This window comes from Microbacterium sp. K2, from assembly GCF_051365005.1.
Taxonomy (GTDB): domain Bacteria; phylum Actinomycetota; class Actinomycetes; order Actinomycetales; family Microbacteriaceae; genus Microbacterium; species Microbacterium foliorum_B.
In genome coordinates this window covers 228,918-244,563 of sequence record NZ_JBLWII010000006.1, presented here as the reverse complement: position 1 = coordinate 244,563, position 15,646 = coordinate 228,918, and the positions used below count along the sequence as shown (strand labels likewise).

Annotated in this window: 14 protein-coding genes and 1 tRNA gene; 7 read left to right on the top strand and 8 right to left on the bottom strand. The window is 67.1% G+C overall.

Annotation, left to right across the window (positions count from 1 at the left end; translation table 11 throughout):
* Window positions 1-184: 184 nt before the first annotated feature.
* Window positions 185-2,152 carry an acetate--CoA ligase gene (acs, locus tag ACLKOY_RS16230; protein ID WP_436454553.1) on the top strand — a complete coding sequence of 656 codons (1,968 nt, stop codon included), beginning with the start codon at window positions 185-187 and terminating at the stop codon, window positions 2,150-2,152.
* A gap of 56 nt (window positions 2,153-2,208) precedes the next feature.
* Here acs and ACLKOY_RS16225 read toward each other — a convergent pair whose 3' ends face one another.
* Both ACLKOY_RS16225 and ACLKOY_RS16220 read right to left on the bottom strand, forming a co-directional pair.
* Complete coding sequence (locus tag ACLKOY_RS16225) at window positions 2,209-2,667, bottom strand: RidA family protein (RefSeq protein ID WP_436454552.1); 459 nt, start codon at window positions 2,665-2,667, stop codon at window positions 2,209-2,211.
* A complete protein-coding gene (locus tag ACLKOY_RS16220; protein WP_042539664.1) occupies window positions 2,664-2,888 on the bottom strand; it encodes a hypothetical protein in 225 nt (74 codons plus the stop codon). Before ACLKOY_RS16220 ends, ACLKOY_RS16225 begins: the two co-directional genes overlap by 4 nt.
* Before the next feature lie 78 nt (window positions 2,889-2,966).
* Between ACLKOY_RS16220 and ACLKOY_RS16215 the strand changes: the two genes are divergently transcribed.
* The 6 genes from ACLKOY_RS16215 (at window position 2,967) to ACLKOY_RS16190 (ending at window position 8,810) form a co-directional block, all read left to right on the top strand.
* Window positions 2,967-5,555, top strand: a complete 2,589-nt coding sequence (locus tag ACLKOY_RS16215; RefSeq protein WP_436454551.1) for a transglycosylase domain-containing protein — start codon at window positions 2,967-2,969, stop codon at window positions 5,553-5,555.
* Entirely contained in the window at window positions 5,552-6,487 is a 936-nt protein-coding gene (locus ACLKOY_RS16210; RefSeq protein WP_436454550.1) for a metallophosphoesterase, read from the top strand. Before ACLKOY_RS16215 ends, ACLKOY_RS16210 begins: the two co-directional genes overlap by 4 nt.
* A gap of 53 nt (window positions 6,488-6,540) precedes the next feature.
* Window positions 6,541-6,617, top strand: a tRNA-Pro gene (locus ACLKOY_RS16205).
* Between the two features lie 66 nt (window positions 6,618-6,683).
* Window positions 6,684-7,160 (top strand): VanZ family protein, encoded by a 477-nt coding sequence (locus ACLKOY_RS16200; protein ID WP_436454549.1) that lies wholly within the window; start codon window positions 6,684-6,686, stop codon window positions 7,158-7,160.
* Window positions 7,157-7,912: an HAD-IIB family hydrolase gene (locus ACLKOY_RS16195; protein WP_436454548.1), complete on the top strand. Its 756-nt coding sequence runs from the start codon at window positions 7,157-7,159 to the stop codon at window positions 7,910-7,912. The genes ACLKOY_RS16200 and ACLKOY_RS16195 overlap by 4 nt, the downstream gene beginning before the upstream one ends.
* A 52-nt stretch (window positions 7,913-7,964) precedes the next feature.
* Window positions 7,965-8,810, top strand: coding sequence for a DUF1295 domain-containing protein (locus ACLKOY_RS16190; protein ID WP_436454547.1), 846 nt, complete (start codon window positions 7,965-7,967; stop codon window positions 8,808-8,810).
* Between the two features lie 12 nt (window positions 8,811-8,822).
* On the opposite strand, the gene ACLKOY_RS16185 is transcribed toward ACLKOY_RS16190, so the two are convergent.
* The 6 genes from ACLKOY_RS16185 to ACLKOY_RS16160 form a co-directional block, all read right to left on the bottom strand.
* Complete coding sequence (locus tag ACLKOY_RS16185; protein WP_436454546.1) at window positions 8,823-10,082, bottom strand: alpha-hydroxy acid oxidase; 1,260 nt, start codon at window positions 10,080-10,082, stop codon at window positions 8,823-8,825.
* Between the two features lie 11 nt (window positions 10,083-10,093).
* Window positions 10,094-10,816 carry a FadR/GntR family transcriptional regulator gene (locus ACLKOY_RS16180; protein ID WP_436454545.1) on the bottom strand — a complete coding sequence of 241 codons (723 nt, stop codon included), beginning with the start codon at window positions 10,814-10,816 and terminating at the stop codon, window positions 10,094-10,096.
* Between the two features lie 144 nt (window positions 10,817-10,960).
* A complete protein-coding gene (locus ACLKOY_RS16175; RefSeq protein ID WP_363574909.1) occupies window positions 10,961-11,614 on the bottom strand; it encodes a thymidine kinase in 654 nt (217 codons plus the stop codon).
* 7 nt (window positions 11,615-11,621) lie between these two features.
* A complete protein-coding gene (locus tag ACLKOY_RS16170) occupies window positions 11,622-13,094 on the bottom strand; it encodes a malate:quinone oxidoreductase (RefSeq protein WP_436454544.1) in 1,473 nt (490 codons plus the stop codon).
* Between the two features lie 83 nt (window positions 13,095-13,177).
* A complete protein-coding gene (locus ACLKOY_RS16165; RefSeq protein WP_436454543.1) occupies window positions 13,178-14,248 on the bottom strand; it encodes an aspartate-semialdehyde dehydrogenase in 1,071 nt (356 codons plus the stop codon).
* Window positions 14,249-14,361: 113 nt separating this feature from the next.
* Window positions 14,362-15,645, bottom strand: a complete 1,284-nt coding sequence (locus ACLKOY_RS16160; RefSeq protein ID WP_436454542.1) for an aspartate kinase — start codon at window positions 15,643-15,645, stop codon at window positions 14,362-14,364.
* Between the last annotated feature and the right edge of the window lies 1 nt (window position 15,646).

Genomic DNA, 15,646 nt, shown 5'->3' with positions numbered 1-15,646 from the left:
GCCAGAATGATAATTCGGCTGTCGTCGAGTGTACGCAAGGCGACCGTCCTGACAAAACCGACCGGACTACCCACTTTCGGCAGTATGCGATGTCTGTGCCCGAGGCTAGATTCACCCTGACCTGATCGCGCCACCCCGCGGTCACGCCCGCACGACCTGCTACGCCGCAAAGGAGCGCCTGCCGATGAGCAGCCAGATCGATCATCTTCTCGATGAGACCCGCCAGTTCCCGCCGTCCGAGGAGTTCGTCGCACAGTCGGTCTCCTCTCCCGCGCTGTACGAGAGCGCGGCGGCCGACCGTGAGGCCTTCTGGGGCACGCAGTCCCGCGAGCTGCTCGAGTGGCACAAGCCCTTCACGCAGGTGCTCGACTGGTCAACCCCGCCGTTCGCGAAGTGGTTCGACGACGGCGAGCTCAACGTCGCCTACAACTGCCTCGACCGACACGTCGAGGCGGGCAACGGCGATCGCGTGGCCCTGCACTGGGAGGGCGAGCCGGGCGATTCGCGCACCATCACCTATGCCGAGCTCACCGACGAGGTCAAGCGCGTCGCCAACGTGCTCTCCGACCTCGGCATCGCCCACGGCGACCGGGTCGCGATCTACCTGCCCATGATCCCCGAGGCCATCGCGTCGATGCTCGCTGTCGCCCGACTCGGAGCGATCCACTCGGTGGTCTTCGGCGGCTTCAGCGCCGACAGCCTGCGCTCGCGCATCGACGACGCCGGCGCGAAACTCGTGATCACCGCTGACGGCGGATACCGCAAGGGTCGCGTCTCGGCTCTCAAGCCCGCGGTGGACCAGGCTCTGGCCGACCGTGGCGACGGCGAGCAGCAGACCGTCGAGCACGTGCTGGTCGTCAAGCGCGGCGAGAACGAGGTCGACTGGCAGGACGGCCGCGACCTCTGGTGGCATGACGTGGTTCCGGCCGCGTCGCCCGAGCACAGGGCCGAGGCATTTCCTGCCGAGAACCCGCTGTTCATCCTCTACACCTCGGGCACGACCGGAAAACCCAAGGGCATCCTGCACACCTCCGGCGGATACCTGACCCAGGCCGCGTACTCGCACAAGTACGTGTTCGATCTGCACCCCGAGACCGACGTGTACTGGTGCACGGCCGACATCGGATGGATCACCGGGCACAGCTACGTCACCTACGGCCCGCTCGCCAACGGGGCGACGCAGGTGATCTACGAGGGCACCCCCGACGCCCCGCACCCCGGCCGCTGGTGGGAGATCATCGAGAAGTACAAGGTCTCGATCTTCTACACGGCGCCGACCGCGATCCGCTCGTTCATGAAGATCGGCCGCAGCGTGCCGGCGAAGTTCGACCTGTCGTCGCTGCGTCTGCTCGGCTCGGTGGGCGAACCCATCAACCCCGAAGCCTGGATCTGGTACCGCGACGTGATCGGTGCGGGCAAGACGCCCATCGTCGACACGTGGTGGCAGACCGAGACCGGCGCGATCATGGTGTCGGCGCTCCCTGGCGTCACGGCCACCAAGCCGGGCTCCGCCCAGGTGCCGCTGCCCGGGATCTCGATCGACGTCGTCGACGAGACCGGCGCCGAGGTGGGCCACGGCAACGGCGGTCTTCTCGTGGTCACCGAACCCTGGCCGAGCATGCTGCGCGGCATCTGGGGTGACCCCGAGCGCTACAAGGAGACGTACTGGGAGAAGTTCGAGAAGCAGGGCTACTACTTCGCGGGCGACGGCGCACGTCTCGATGACGACGGCGACCTCTGGCTGCTCGGACGAGTGGATGACGTCATGAACGTCTCGGGTCACCGGCTCTCGACCGCCGAGATCGAGTCGTCGCTCGTGGCGCATGAGGCCACCGCCGAGGCCGCTGTGGTCGGAGCCGCCGACGAGACGACAGGCCAGGCGGTCGTCGCGTTCGTGATCATCAAGGAGAGCTACCTCTCGGCGCACGACCCCGCCGGCCTCGCTCAGCAGCTGCGTCTTTGGGTGGGCGAGCAGATCGGTGCGATCGCACGACCCCGCGACGTCTACATCGTCGGTGAACTGCCGAAGACCCGCTCGGGCAAGATCATGCGGCGCCTGCTGCGCGACGTGGCCGAAGGTCGCGAAGTCGGCGACACCACGACGCTGGCAGACACCGCGGTGATGAGCATCATCTCGGCTCAGGTCAAATAGCCCGGATGCGAGAAGGCCCCCTCCCGATTCGGGAGGGGGCCTTCTGCACACGACGGTCAGGCGAGGATGAAGGTGACCTCCACCTCGACCGGGCTGTCGAGCGGCAGCACCGGCACGCCGACGGCCGCACGCGCATGACGACCGGCATCGCCGAAGATCTCGCCCAGCACGAGGCTCGCCCCGTTGATGACGCCGGGCTGGCCGGTGAAATCGGGCGTGGATGCCACGAAGCCGCCGACTCGCAGCACGCCGCCGATCCTGTCCACTCCCCCGGCAGCATCCGCCGCTGCCGCGAGGGCGTTCAGCGCGCAGGTGCGGGCGTAGTCGTTCGCGTCTTCGGCGCTGACCTCGGCGCCGACCTTGCCCGTCGCGGGCAGCTCACCAGCGGTGAACGGCAGCTGACCGGAGGTGTACACGAGTCCGTCGTGGATGACGGCCGGGACGTAGGCGGCGACGGGCGCCGCCACAGCCGGAAGCTCGATGCCGAGCTCGGTCAGGCGCTGGGAGACGCTCATGCCGCACCCCCTTCGAACTGGCGGGACGCCTCAGCGGCGGCGGCGAGACCGGCGTTGCCGGCGGCATCCGCCGACACCGGACGCTTGAAGTAGGCCACGAGCCCGCCCTCGGGCCCCTGGATGACCTGCACGAGCTCCCATCCCTGCTTGCCCCAGTTGTTGAGGATCGCAGCGGTGTTGTGGATCAGCAGCGGGGTGGTGAGGTACTCCCAGGTGGTCATGGCTCTCCTGTCTGGCGGCAACCGCGCAAGCGGCTGCGTCAAAGGCGGTATTCAGGGAACTCCCCTACGATCTAGCGTATGCCTCAAAAGAATCGCACGGTGAAAGGTGCGCTCGGCGGAGTCCTCGGACTCGTCGGGCTGAGCGCCGTCGCCGGTCTCCTCGTCGCGGCCAGCGTCACCCCTGTGCTGGCGATGACCGGTATCGCCGGGTCGCAGGCCCTCACCATCTTCGAAGACCTCCCGGAGAACCTCCAGGTCGGCGCACCGATGCAGCAGTCGACGATCTACGCGACCGGTCTCGACGGCAACCCCGTCGCGCTCGCATCGTTCTACGAGCAGAAGCGCATCCCGGTCACCTACGACCAGGTCGCACCGGTGATGTACGACGCGATGCTCTCGAGCGAGGACAAGAACTTCTACACTCACGGCGGAATCAACCTCGGCGCGACCATCAAGGCCGCGGTAGGGAACGTCGCGGGCACCACCGACCGAGGTGCCTCCACGATCACCCAGCAGTACGTGAAGAACGTCCAGGTGCAGGAGTGCGAGCAGGACGTCGATCCTGCGGCCGAGGACTACTCCACTCAGATCGAGCAGTGCTTCCTCGATGCTGCAGTCGCCAAGGGCGGCGAAGGTGTCGAGCGCAAGCTGCAGGAGATGCGCTACGCGTTGAAGATCGAGAAGGAGTACTCGAAGAACGAGATCCTCCTCGGCTACCTCAACATCGCCAACTTCGGCGGCACCATCTACGGCATCGAGGCCGCAGCGAACCGCTACTTCTCGACCACCGCGGCGAACCTCAGCCTCGCTCAGGCGGCCACGATCGCCGGCATGGTCCAGGAGCCCAACAGGTTCCGCATCGACCGCCCTGGCGGGATCTGGACCGATGACGCCGGAGTCGCGCACAACGGCGACGCCGACGGCTACAAGGACACGAAGGACCGCAGAGACTACGTGCTCGAGCGGATGCTGCTCGACGGCAAGATCACGCAGGCCGCACATGACGAGGCCGTGGCCACGCCGATCACCCCGGTGCTGAGCGAGCCTCAGCAGGGTTGCGGAGCCGCAGGCGACAACGCCTACTTCTGCCAGTACGTCAAGGCCGTCATCGAGAACGACGAGGCCTTCGGCGCCACCGCGGAGGAGCGTCGCGCGAACCTGCGCCGCGGTGGCATGGAGATCTACACCTCGCTCGACCTGCGTGTGCAGCAGACCGCGATCGACGCCGTGAGGTCTCAGGTTCCGCAGGCGATGCCCGGAATCCTCGTCGGTGGCGCCGGAGTGTCGGTCGAGGCGTCCACCGGGCGCATCCTCGCCATGGCCCAGAACACCGTCTTCAACGAGACGACCGAGGCGAACCTCGCCGCCGGCGAGACCTCGCAGGTCTTCGCCGCCGACAAGGCCCACGGCGGCTCTACCTACGGGTTCGAGACCGGATCGACCTACAAGCTCTTCACGCTTCTGAGCTGGCTCGAGTCGGGCCACTCGGTCAACCAGGTGCTCGACGGTCGCCTCAAGACCTTCAGTCCCTTCACGAAGTGCGGGGACCGGGTGACGAACAGCGCCAAGATCAACAACTTCGGCAACTCCGGCGGTTCGGTGGGCAGTGTGCGGCAGTTCACCGCGCAGTCGCTGAACACCGGCTTCCTCGCGATGGCGCAGCAGCTCGACCTCTGCGACATCAACGAGGTCGCCAAGAGACTCGGCGTCCACTATGGCAACGGCGATGACATCACTGTCGGCGGAACCACCTCCAACACTGCCCCGAACGATCCGTTCCCGACGGTCCTCGGCTCGAAGAGCGTCGCCCCGCTGCAGATGGCCGGTGCCTACGCGGCGGTCGCGAACGGTGGCGTGTACTGCGAGCCGCGCGTGATCGACAGGGTCGTCGGTGAGAACGGAGCGGAGATCACGCCTCCCGCGCAGAACTGCTCCCCTCAGCTCACTCCCGAGGTCGCGGCCACCGCCGCATTCGCACTGCGCGGCGTGATGGAAGGCAACGGCACGGGCACGAGGGCGAACCCGTTCGACGGCACCCAGCTGATCGGCAAGACCGGTACCGCCGAGAAGGAGCACACGATGCTCGTCGAATCGAGCACCAGAGTCACGACTGCTGTATGGGTGGGCAACATCGACGGCCGCGTGCCGCTGAATGACTTCCGCAACGGCGACGGCACCCGACTGGGCGACATCCGTTACGGTCTGGCCCGAGCGATCCAGGGAGCCGCGAACGCCGTCTACCCCGCCGGCGACTTCCCCCGGCCCGATGACAAGCTGGTCCGCCAGGTGCTGACGGACGTTCCGAACGTCGTGGGCAAGTCTGTCGGAGAAGCGAGCTCGATCATCGAGGCAGCAGGCTTCACCGCAAACGTCGGCCCGGCCGTCGACGGACCCGCAGGTGATGTGATCATGGCTCAGGACCCGTCCGGACAGGCTCCGAGCGGGGCGACCATCACGATCTCGCCGAGCAACGGCCAGGGCGCGACCGTGCCGGACGTCACCGGGCAGTCGAAGTCCGAAGCGCAGAGCGCTCTGTTCGGCGCAGGGTTCTCGTCGATCGACTTCGACGGATCATGCAACGGACAGAGTGCAGAAGTGACGTCGACCGACCCGGCAGCGAACACGGCGACCACCAAGAGCACATCCATCAAGGTCAGCTGCAAGTGACGTCGCGCCATGCGGCACACCCGGCCCTCATCGCGCTCGGCGCGGTGGGGGCCGCTGGTGCTGCGGCCGCCGTCTGGGGCATCGGCATCGAGCGCTACCTGTTCACGGTGCGCGAGTCGACGGCATCCGCTCTCGCCCCCGGCTCAGCGCCGCTACGCGTGCTGCACATCTCTGACGCGCACATGGCTCCGTGGCAGCATCGCAAACAGGACTGGCTCGCCTCGCTCGCGCAGCTGAAGCCCGATCTCATCATCAACACGGGCGACAACCTGGGGCATCGAGACGGTCTCGCGGGCATTCGACGAGCGTTCGATCCTCTCGCAGGCGTCCCCGGCGTCTTCGTGCACGGCTCGAACGACGTGATCGGCCCGTCGCCGCGAAATCCGATCCGGTACTTCGCGGGCCCGTCGGAGCGACCGCGCGACCTGAACTTCCTCGACACCGACGCGATGGATTCCTACTTCACCGACGAGCTCGGATGGACGAGTCTGAACAACGCGGCTGGGCGACTCACGGTCGCCGGCAACCCGCTCGAGCTCTTCGGTGTGAGCGACGCGCACTGCGACTGGGATCGACTCGAAGATCTGCCGGAGGCGATCGACGCCCTCGGCAAGCGAGATGCCGACACGACCGTGCTCGGAGTCACCCACGCGCCGTATCAGCGCGTGCTGAACGGCTTCGTCGATCTCGGTGCCGATGCGATCTTCGGAGGCCACACGCACGGCGGCCAGGTCTGCCTGCCGGGCTTCGGCGCTCTCGTCGCCAACTGCGACATTCCGCTGAAGCAGGCGAAGGGCCTCAGCACGTGGACGCAGGGAGACCGCACGGTTCCGCTCAACGTCAGCGCCGGCTGTGGGCACTCGATCTACGCACCGGTGCGCTTCGCATGCCGCCCCGAGGCGACGCTCCTCACGCTGACGGCGCGCGCTTGACGCCTCGATTCGGCGCTGGGAGCATTTCGCTGTAGACTCGGAGGGTTGCAAAACGGGGTGTGGCGCAGCTTGGTAGCGCGCTTCGTTCGGGACGAAGAGGTCGCAGGTTCAAATCCTGTCACCCCGACCAGTAACACCGGAAGGCCGTCCTCACGGGCGGCCTTCTCTGTATCCGTCCCGAGGCGAAAGGCACCGTGTGAGTCGTCTGCTGCCTCCCCCGCGCCGGCTCACCCGCGGTATCGCGCTCGCTCTCGGAGTCCCGTTCTTCCTCGGTCTGGCGCTGCTCACACTCACTCCCGCGCGCGTCGAGGAGTCGATGCCGAATCTGCTCGATCTCGTGCTGTCGTCCGCGCACCGTCTGGGGTGGGAGTCTCTCGACTTCACCCGCCTCGAGATCATCGCCAACGTGCTGGTGTTCGTGCCCATCGGCGTCCTCGCATTCATCCTCGTGCCGCGCCCCCTCTGGCCCCTGGCGATCGTGCTCGGACCTGCGCTGTCGCTTTCGATCGAAGCCTTCCAGCGACTCGTACTGCCCCATCGCGCGGCCACCCTCACCGACGTGGTCGCGAACTCCGGCGGAGCCCTGATCGGGGTCGCCATCGCGATCGCCGGCACGCTGCTCTTCGCACCGCACTTCTCTCCGCATCACCCGTCTACGCTGGAGGCATCATGACTTCGCCCGCACTCGTCGCCTTCGATCTCGACGACACCCTCGCCCCGTCGAAAGAGCCGATCGACCCGCGCATGGCCACGCTGCTGCTCGCCCTGCTGCAGAAGGTCGATGTCGCGATCATCTCGGGCGGCAACGAGACCCAGTTCCGCGCGCAGGTGATCGCTCGGCTCGGGGCCATCGATGTCGAGTCCGCCGCACGACTGCATCTGCTCCCGACCTGCGGCACCCGGTACCTGCGACACGACGGCACGGACTTCTCGCCGCTCTACGCGCACGACCTCACCGCCGAGCAGAAGTCCGCAGCCCTCACCGCACTGCGTGAAGAGGCGGAGCGCCTGGGGCTCTGGGAGGCGCAGCCGTGGGGCGAGATCCTCGAGGACCGCGGATCTCAGATCACCTTCTCGGCACTCGGTCAGAAGGCTCCCCGTGATGCGAAGCACGAGTGGGACCCGTCCGGTGCGAAGCGGGAGTCTCTGCGCGACGCCGTGGCGGCGCGACTTCCCGACCTCGAGGTGCGGTCAGGCGGCTCGACCTCGATCGACATCACCCTCGCGGGCATCGACAAGGCCTTCGGCATGAGGCAGCTCGCCGAGCACACGAGCATCCCGCTCGCGTCGATGCTCTTCTACGGCGACCGACTCGACGAGGGCGGCAACGACTACCCCGTCCTCGCGATCGGTGTGCCGTCCGTGGCCGTCGAGGGCTGGGAGGACACCGCCGAGAAGCTCGACGAGCTTCTCCCGACCCTCTGACGGTCGAGACCCGCCTCCCCCACTATCGGCCGCAGAGTTCTAGCATGTCGATATGGAACCGCTGCTGATCGTCATCCTGACCGCAGCAGCCGCGAGCGCGGCGTGCTGGATCCTGTCTCTCCTCACCCGAGACACCTCCTGGGTCGACCGGGCATGGTCGATCCTTCCGGTCGTCTACGTGTGGATATTCGCAGGAACCGGCATCGCGAGCGGTGAGGATGCCGGCCGACTGACCCTGATGGCGGCGCTCGTGACCGCCTGGGGCATCCGCCTGACCTTCAACTTCGCCCGCAAGGGCGGATACACCGGCATGGAGGACTATCGGTGGGCGATTCTGCGTGGGCGCATGAAGCCCTGGCAGTTCCAGATCTTCAACCTGCTGTTCATCGTCGGGTACCAGATGACGCTGCTCGTGCTGATCACGCTTCCGGCCGAGGTCGCTCGGCAGAACCCCGCCCCGCTGAACGCCGCGGATCTTCTCCTGGGTGCGCTCTTCCTCCTGCTGCTGGTCGGCGAGACCGTCGCCGACCGCGAGCAGTGGGAGTTCCACCGACGGAAGAAGCAGGCCGGTGGCACTCTGGCACCGGGCTTCGTCACCGAAGGGCTGTTCCGATGCAGCCGCCACCCCAACTTCTTCTTCGAGCAGAGCCAATGGTGGGTCCTCTACGCGATCGGGGCCAGCGCCGCTGTGGCATCGGGCGCGGGGTTCTTCGGTGGGACGGTCAACTGGACGATCATCGGCCCGTTCCTGCTCAGCGTCCTGTTCGTCGGCTCGACGATCTTCACCGAGTCCATCACCGCCGGCAAGTACCCGGCCTACGCGGAGTATCGCCGCAGGACGTCGATGCTCATCCCCTGGCCGCCGCGGGCGCGGCCGATCGCCGAGCCCGCGGCCTGACCACAGGCTGCGTCAGCGCACGACCGCGTCGGAGGCCGTGCGCGTCACCGGCACGAGGCGGGTGAGCTGCGTGACGTGCGCGGGCTCGAGCTCGGCCAGCGAGGAGACACCGAGCAGACGCATGGTGCGCTCGATCTCGGTGCGCAGGATCTCGATGGTGCGGTCGACACCTGCACGACCGCCCGCCATCAACCCGTAGAGGTACGCACGGCCGATGAGCGTGAAGTCGGCGCCGAGCGCCACGGCGGCGACGATGTCGGCGCCGTTCATGATGCCTGTGTCGATCATGACCGTGAAGTCGTCACCGACCGCCTTGCGCACCTCGGGCAGCAGATGGAACGGGATCGGCGCGCGGTCGAGTTGACGCCCGCCGTGGTTGGAGAGCACGATGCCGTCGACGCCGGCGTCTCGCAGCCGCACCGAGTCCTCGACGTTCTGCACACCCTTGATCACGATCTTGCCCGGCCAGATGTCGCGGATCACGGCGAGGTCGTCATAGCTGATCGTCGGGTCCATGGCAGCATCGAGCAGCTCGCCGACGGTGCCGCCGGTGGTGCTCAGCGACGCGAACTCGAGCTTGGGCGTCGTCAGGAAGTCGTACCACCACCACGGACGAGGGATCGCGTTGATGACCGTGCCGAGAGTCAGCTGCGGAGGGATGCTGAATCCATTGCGCTTGTCACGCAGTCGCGCGCCCGCGACCGGTGTGTCGACCGTGAACTGCAGCGTGTCGAAGCCCGCGGCGGCCGCGCGACGGGTGAGCTCGTACGAGATCTCACGATCGCGCATGACGTAGAGCTGGAACCAGTTGCGGCCGTGCGGGTTCGCGGCCTTCACGCCCTCGATCGACGTCGTACCGAGAGTGGAGAGAGTGAACGGGATGCCGGCCGCGGCTGCGGCGCCGGCGCCGGCGACCTCGCCCTCGGTCTGCATGAGACGGGTGAAACCGGTCGGGGCGATGCCGAACGGCAGCGCCGACGGGCCGCCGAGGATGTCGACCGAGGTGTCGACCGAGGGAGCCGGGCGCAGGATGCCGGGATGGAACTCGACATCCCGGAACGCCTGGCGAGCACGCGTGAGCGACAGCTCGCCCTCGGCCGCGCCGTCGGTGTAGTCGAATGCCGCCTTCGGGGTACGACGCTTCGCGATCGTGCGCAGGTCGTCGATCGTGAGCGCAGCGTCGAGGCGGCGCTTCTTGCCGTTGAACTCGGGCTTCTTGAACTTCATCAGGTCGAGAAGCTCTGCGGGGTTGGGAACCTGGCGCTGGACCATGTCGTGTCCTCTCAGTCGGTGGGTCGAGTGCTGCGGGTGAGGCCCGCCGCGGTGTAGTAGCCGGTGATGTGCGCGCGCACGAGAGACTTCGCGGTCTGGGCGTCGCCCGCGCCGATGGCCTCGATGATGGCCCGATGTTCGGAGCGGAGCACCGAGGCCATGGCGTCCCAGTCATCGATCGCGGCCGCGCCCGCCTGCACGTACGACTCGATCGCCGTGCGCAGCCCTGCCATGATCGCCGCGACGACGGTGTTGCCACTGGACTCGGCGAGTGCGAGGTGCAGCTGCGCGTCGAGGGCGAGGAACTCTTCGGACGTGAGCCCGTCGGCTTCCATCGCCTCGAGCACTCGATGGGTGACAGAGAGATCGGGTTCGTGCTGGCCGGCCAGCGCCTCGACGACGGCGTCTTCGAGCACCAGACGGGTCTGCACCACATCCGCGAGCGGGAAGCCCTGTGCGGCGACCTGGAGCCGCAGGAGCGTCGACATGCCGCCGGTCGGCGTGGCGATCACGATCGCCCCCGACTGGGGCCCTGAGCCCGTCGCAGTGCGAATCAAGCCCATCACTTCGAGTACGCGCAGAGCCTCGCGGACACTCGATCGTCCGACGCCGAGGTCGGCCGCTAGGTCGCGTTCAGAGGCGAGGCGGTCGCCGGGTCCGAGACGTCCGTCGAGAAGGTCTCGCTCGACGTGCTCGAGGACGAGACGCCAGGCGCGTGCAGGTTGCTCCGGCATCCGCTCTCCTCATCGTTCACGTTGGCTGCGTCCGTCACGGTCGTGCTCATGTGGTCTGACCACAGTAGCGCGTGTGGTCAGACCACGCAATCCGCGCATGCCGAGACAGCGCCCGAAGGCGGAGGGAGGATGTGCAGAGGGCTCTCAGCCCAGGCGCCCGCCGGACTCCTCGAGGTAGCACGCACCGCACAGCGACTCGTACGTGGTGATCTCCGGCGCCACCGACCCGTCGGCGCCCTCGTCGATGGCGACCTGATCGCCGTCGAAGACGAAGCGACCGCCGACCACGCGGCCGTTGAAGACGGCCTTGCGACCGCAGCGGCAGATGGTTTTGAGCTCTTCGAGAGAGTGCGCGATGGCGAGAAGCCGTGCCGACCCCGGGAATGCGTGCGTCAGGAAGTCGTTGCGGATCCCGTAGGCGATGACCGGGATGCCGTCCTCGATCGCGATGCGGAAGAGGTCGTCGACCTGCTCGGAGGTGAGGAACTGCGCCTCGTCGATCAGGAGACACGCGACGTCGAGCGCTCCGCCCGCGAGGTGCTCCCCTGCGGCCGCGCTGCGCACCGCCTCTCGCTGCGCCGCGAACAGCGCCCGAGCGTCGGCATCGGAATCGATGAGGAAGTCGACCTCTCGCGTCACTCCGAGACGGCTTGCGATCTCGGAAGCGCCCTTGGTGTCGATCGCGGGCTTCGCGAGCAGCACATGCTGGCCGCGTTCCTCGTAGTTGTACGCGGCCTGGAGCAGCGAGGTGGACTTGCCCGAGTTCATCGCCCCGTAGCGGAAGTAGAGCTTCGCCACCGGCGCGCTACTCGTTGATGCCGAGAGCGGCCGCCGTCGCCGCGGTGGACTTCGCCGCCAGCTCGGGGTTCTTGTTCAGCTGCTCGCCGAACGTGGGGATGAGCTCACGCAGCTCGGACTCCCACCCGGGGTACTCGTCGGGGAAGCACTTCTTGAGCAGATCGAGCATGATCGGCACGGCAGTGGACGCACCGGGCGAGGCACCGAGCAGACCGGCGATCGAGCCGTCGGCTGCAGCGACCACCTCGGTGCCGAACTGCAGGATGCCGCCCTTCTTGGCATCCTTCTTCATCACCTGTGCACGCTGACCGGCGTCGATGAGCGTCCAGTCCTCGTCCTTCGCCGTCGGCATGAATGTGCGGAGGCTGTCGACCTTCTTGGCGTGGTTCTTCATCAGCTCGCCGACCAGGTACGTGATGAGGTCGGGATTCGCGAAGGCGACGCGCAGCATCGGCCACAGGTTGTGCGTGCGCACCTGCGACACGATGTCGAGCATCGAGCCGTTCTTGAGGAACTTGGGGCTGAACGTCGCGAACGGGCCGAACATGAGCGAGGCCTCGCCGTCGACCACACGGGTGTCGAGGTGCGGCACCGACATGGGCGGCGCTCCGACGGAAGCCTGCGAGTAGACCTTGGCCTGGTGCTGGGCGACGATCTTCGGGTTCGAGGTCTTGAGGAACTGACCACCGATCGGGAAGACGCCGTAGCCCTTGATCTCGGGGATCCCCGAGCGCTGCAGCAGCTTGAGCGCCCAGCCGCCGGCGCCGACGAACACGAAGCGCGCCTTGATCTGATTGGGCGTGCGCCCGATCGTCGTGCGGTAGTTGATGAGCCAGGTGCCGTCTTTCTGCTTCTTCAGGCTCTTGACCTCGTGGTTGGTGCGCAGCGTGACGCCCGAATCGGTGAGGTGGTCGAAGAGCTGGTGCGTGAGCGCACCGAAGTCGACGTCGGTGCCCGCGGGCACGCGGGTGGCCGCGAACGGCTCACCCTTGCGGCGCTGCTGCATCAGCAGCGGCGCCCACTTGTTGATGACGCGCGAGTCCTCGCTGTACTCGATGCCGTCGAACAGGGGCTGCTTCTTGAGAACCTCGTAGCGGTCCTTGAGGTACTTGACGTCCTTCTCACCACGGACGAACGTCATGTGCGGGGTCGCGTTGATGAAGGTCGACGGAGCGTCGAGCACTCCCCTCTCGACCAGCGACGACCAGAACTGACGACTCTGCTGGAACTGCTCGTTGATCGAGACGGCCTTGGCGGGGTCGAGTGGAGCACCCTTCTGCTGCGGCATGTAGTTCAACTCGCAGAGCGCCGCGTGGCCGGTGCCCGCATTGTTCCAGGGATTCGAGGATTCCTGCGCCACATCGGAGAGTCGCTCGAAGGCGACGATCTTCCAATCCGGCTGCAATTCGTGCAGCAGGGTACCCAGGGTGGCGCTCATGATGCCACCACCGATCAAGACGACATCGACGGTTTCGGTCACCGGAACAGTCTAGTTCGAGGTCACGGCGCTGCCGACCACGCGGGCCGGCCTGACCAGACCGGTTCCGCATGACGGGGATGCGGTCAGGCTATGGCCACCAGGCGCTCGGCGAGGATCTCGGCGATCTGCACAGCATTCAGCGCCGCACCCTTGCGCAGGTTGTCGTTGCTGATGAACAGCACGAGGCCCTTGTTCTCGGGTGCGGACTGATCGGCGCGGATGCGACCGACGAAGCTCGGATCCTTGCCCGCCGCCTGCAGCGGGGTGGGCACCTCGTCGAGAACGACGCCGGGAGCCGCGGAGAGCACCTCGGTCGCGCGCTCGGGAGTGATGTCTCTGGTGAACTCGACGTTGATCGAGAGCGAGTGACCCGTGAAGACCGGCACACGCACGCAGGTGCCCGCGACGCGGAGGTCGGGCAGCTCGAGGATCTTGCGGCTCTCGTTGCGGAGCTTCTTCTCCTCATCGGTCTCGTTCTGGCCGTCGTCGACGAGGTTGCCCGCGAACGGGATGACGTCGAACGCGATCGGCGCGACGTACTTCTCGGGCTCGGGGAAGTCGATCGACGACCCGTCGTGCACGAGACGCAGCGTGTCGCCCTGGGCGAGCACGCCCTCGACCTGGCCGAGAAGCTCCTGCGCACCGGCGAGGCCGGAACCGGACACGGCCTGGTATGTCGAGACGATGAGCCGTTCGAGGCCCGCTTCGGCATCCAGTGCCTTCAGCGCCGGCATGGCGGCCATCGTGGTGCAGTTCGGGTTGGCGATGATGCCGCGAGGGCGGTCATCGATCGCATGCGGGTTGACCTCGCTGACCACGAGCGGAACCTCGGGGTCATTGCGCCAGGCGCTGGAGTTGTCGACGACGACGGCTCCGGCCTCGGCGAAACGAGGAGCGTAGGCGCGGCTGGCGGTCGCACCGGCCGAGAAGAGGGCGATGTCGATGCCCCGGGCATCCGCGGTCTCGACGTCTTCGACGATGACCGTCGCTCCGCCGAACTCGATGGCCGTGCCCGCGGAGCGCGACGACGAGAACAGGCGCAGCTCGCGGATCGGGAAGGATCGCTCGATGAGGATCTCTCGCATCACGGTGCCCACCTGGCCGGTGGCGCCGACGATGGCGACGGAGAGTCCTGAGTCGGAGATGCGGGTCATGATGTTCCTTGGCGTCGTGCAGTACTGCATGCGAGGCTTCGGGCGCGACGTCGGGGTGCGGATGCCGCGCCTGGCGCCGATGTCAGGGTTTCGGTGAGTCTATCGTGTTGAGGTCAGCGCCCGGTGCCGGCGTGGACGGTCGCCTCGGCGTCGCCGTCGAGGCCATAGGCGGTGTGCACGGTACGGGCGGCCTCGGCGAGGTCGGTGTCGCGCAGCACGACCGAGATGCGGATCTCGGAGGTCGAGATCATCTCGATGTTGATGCCGCCGGCCGAGAGCGCCTCGAACAGCACGGCAGAGACGCCGGAGTGCGTGCGCATGCCGGCACCCACGACCGACAGCTTGCCGATCTGGTCGTCGTGCACGAGGTTCTGGAAGCCGACCTCGGTCTGCTCACCGGCCAGCGCCTTCAGCGCGCCCGCGGAGTCGGCCTTGGGAACCGTGAACGAGATGTCGGTGCGACCGGTCGCAGACACGTTCTGCACGATCATGTCGACGTTCGCGCCGGACTTGGCGACGATCTTGAAGATCTCCGCGGCCTTGCCCGGAACGTCGGGAACGCCCGCGACGGTGATCTTGGCCTGGCCGAAATCGGTGGCGACACCGGCGACGATCGGTTCTTCCATGGCTTCTGCTCCCTCGGCTTCGCGAGGGTTCTTCATGCCCTCGCCCAGAACGTATGTGCCCTCGGACGACGAGAACGTCGAACGGGCGTGGATCAGGACGCCGTGACGGCGTGCGTACTCGACGGCGCGGATGTAGAGAACCTTGGCGCCGTTGGCGGCGAGCTCGAGCATCTCCTCGCTGCCGATGTGGTCGAGCTTCTGCGCCTTCGGGATGACGCGAGGGTCAGCCGTGAAGATGCCGTCGACGTCGCTGTAGATCTCGCAGACATCCGCATCGAGGGCCGCGGCCAGGGCGACGGCCGTCGTGTCGGAGCCGCCACGACCGAGCGTGGTGATGTCACGCGTGTCGCGGTTGAACCCCTGGAACCCGGCGACGATGACGATCGCCCCCTCGTCGAGGGCCTCCCGCAGCCGGATGGGCGTGACGTCGACGATGCGCGCCGCGCCGTGCTGCGAGTCGGTGATCATTCCGGCCTGGCTGCCGGTGAACGAACGCGCCTCGAACCCCATCGAGTGGATGGCCATGGCGAGGAGCGCCATCGAGATGCGCTCTCCGCTCGAGAGGAGCATGTCGAGCTCGCGCGGAGCGGGGATCGGAGCCACCTCGTTCGCGAGGTCGAGCAGCTCGTCGGTCGTGTCGCCCATCGCGCTCACGGCGACGACCACGTCATGCCCCGCACGGCGTGTATCGACGATGCGCTTGGCGACGCGCTTGATGCTCTCTGCGTCGGCGACTGAGGAGCCGCCGTACTTCTGCACGATGAGGGCCACG

Bases quoted from the DNA above. Each gene is read 5' to 3' on its own strand.
- acs (WP_436454553.1), top strand. From the start codon at position 185: ATGAGCAGCCAGATCGATCATCTTCTCGATGAGACCCGCCAGTTCCCG.
- ACLKOY_RS16225 (WP_436454552.1), bottom strand. From the start codon at position 2,667: ATGAGCGTCTCCCAGCGCCTGACCGAGCTCGGCATCGAGCTTCCGGCT.
- ACLKOY_RS16220 (WP_042539664.1), bottom strand. From the start codon at position 2,888: ATGACCACCTGGGAGTACCTCACCACCCCGCTGCTGATCCACAACACC.
- ACLKOY_RS16215 (WP_436454551.1), top strand. From the start codon at position 2,967: ATGCCTCAAAAGAATCGCACGGTGAAAGGTGCGCTCGGCGGAGTCCTC.
- ACLKOY_RS16195 (WP_436454548.1), top strand. From the start codon at position 7,157: ATGACTTCGCCCGCACTCGTCGCCTTCGATCTCGACGACACCCTCGCC.
- ACLKOY_RS16190 (WP_436454547.1), top strand. From the start codon at position 7,965: ATGGAACCGCTGCTGATCGTCATCCTGACCGCAGCAGCCGCGAGCGCG.
- ACLKOY_RS16185 (WP_436454546.1), bottom strand. From the start codon at position 10,082: ATGGTCCAGCGCCAGGTTCCCAACCCCGCAGAGCTTCTCGACCTGATG.
- ACLKOY_RS16180 (WP_436454545.1), bottom strand. From the start codon at position 10,816: ATGCCGGAGCAACCTGCACGCGCCTGGCGTCTCGTCCTCGAGCACGTC.
- ACLKOY_RS16165 (WP_436454543.1), bottom strand. From the start codon at position 14,248: ATGACCCGCATCTCCGACTCAGGACTCTCCGTCGCCATCGTCGGCGCC.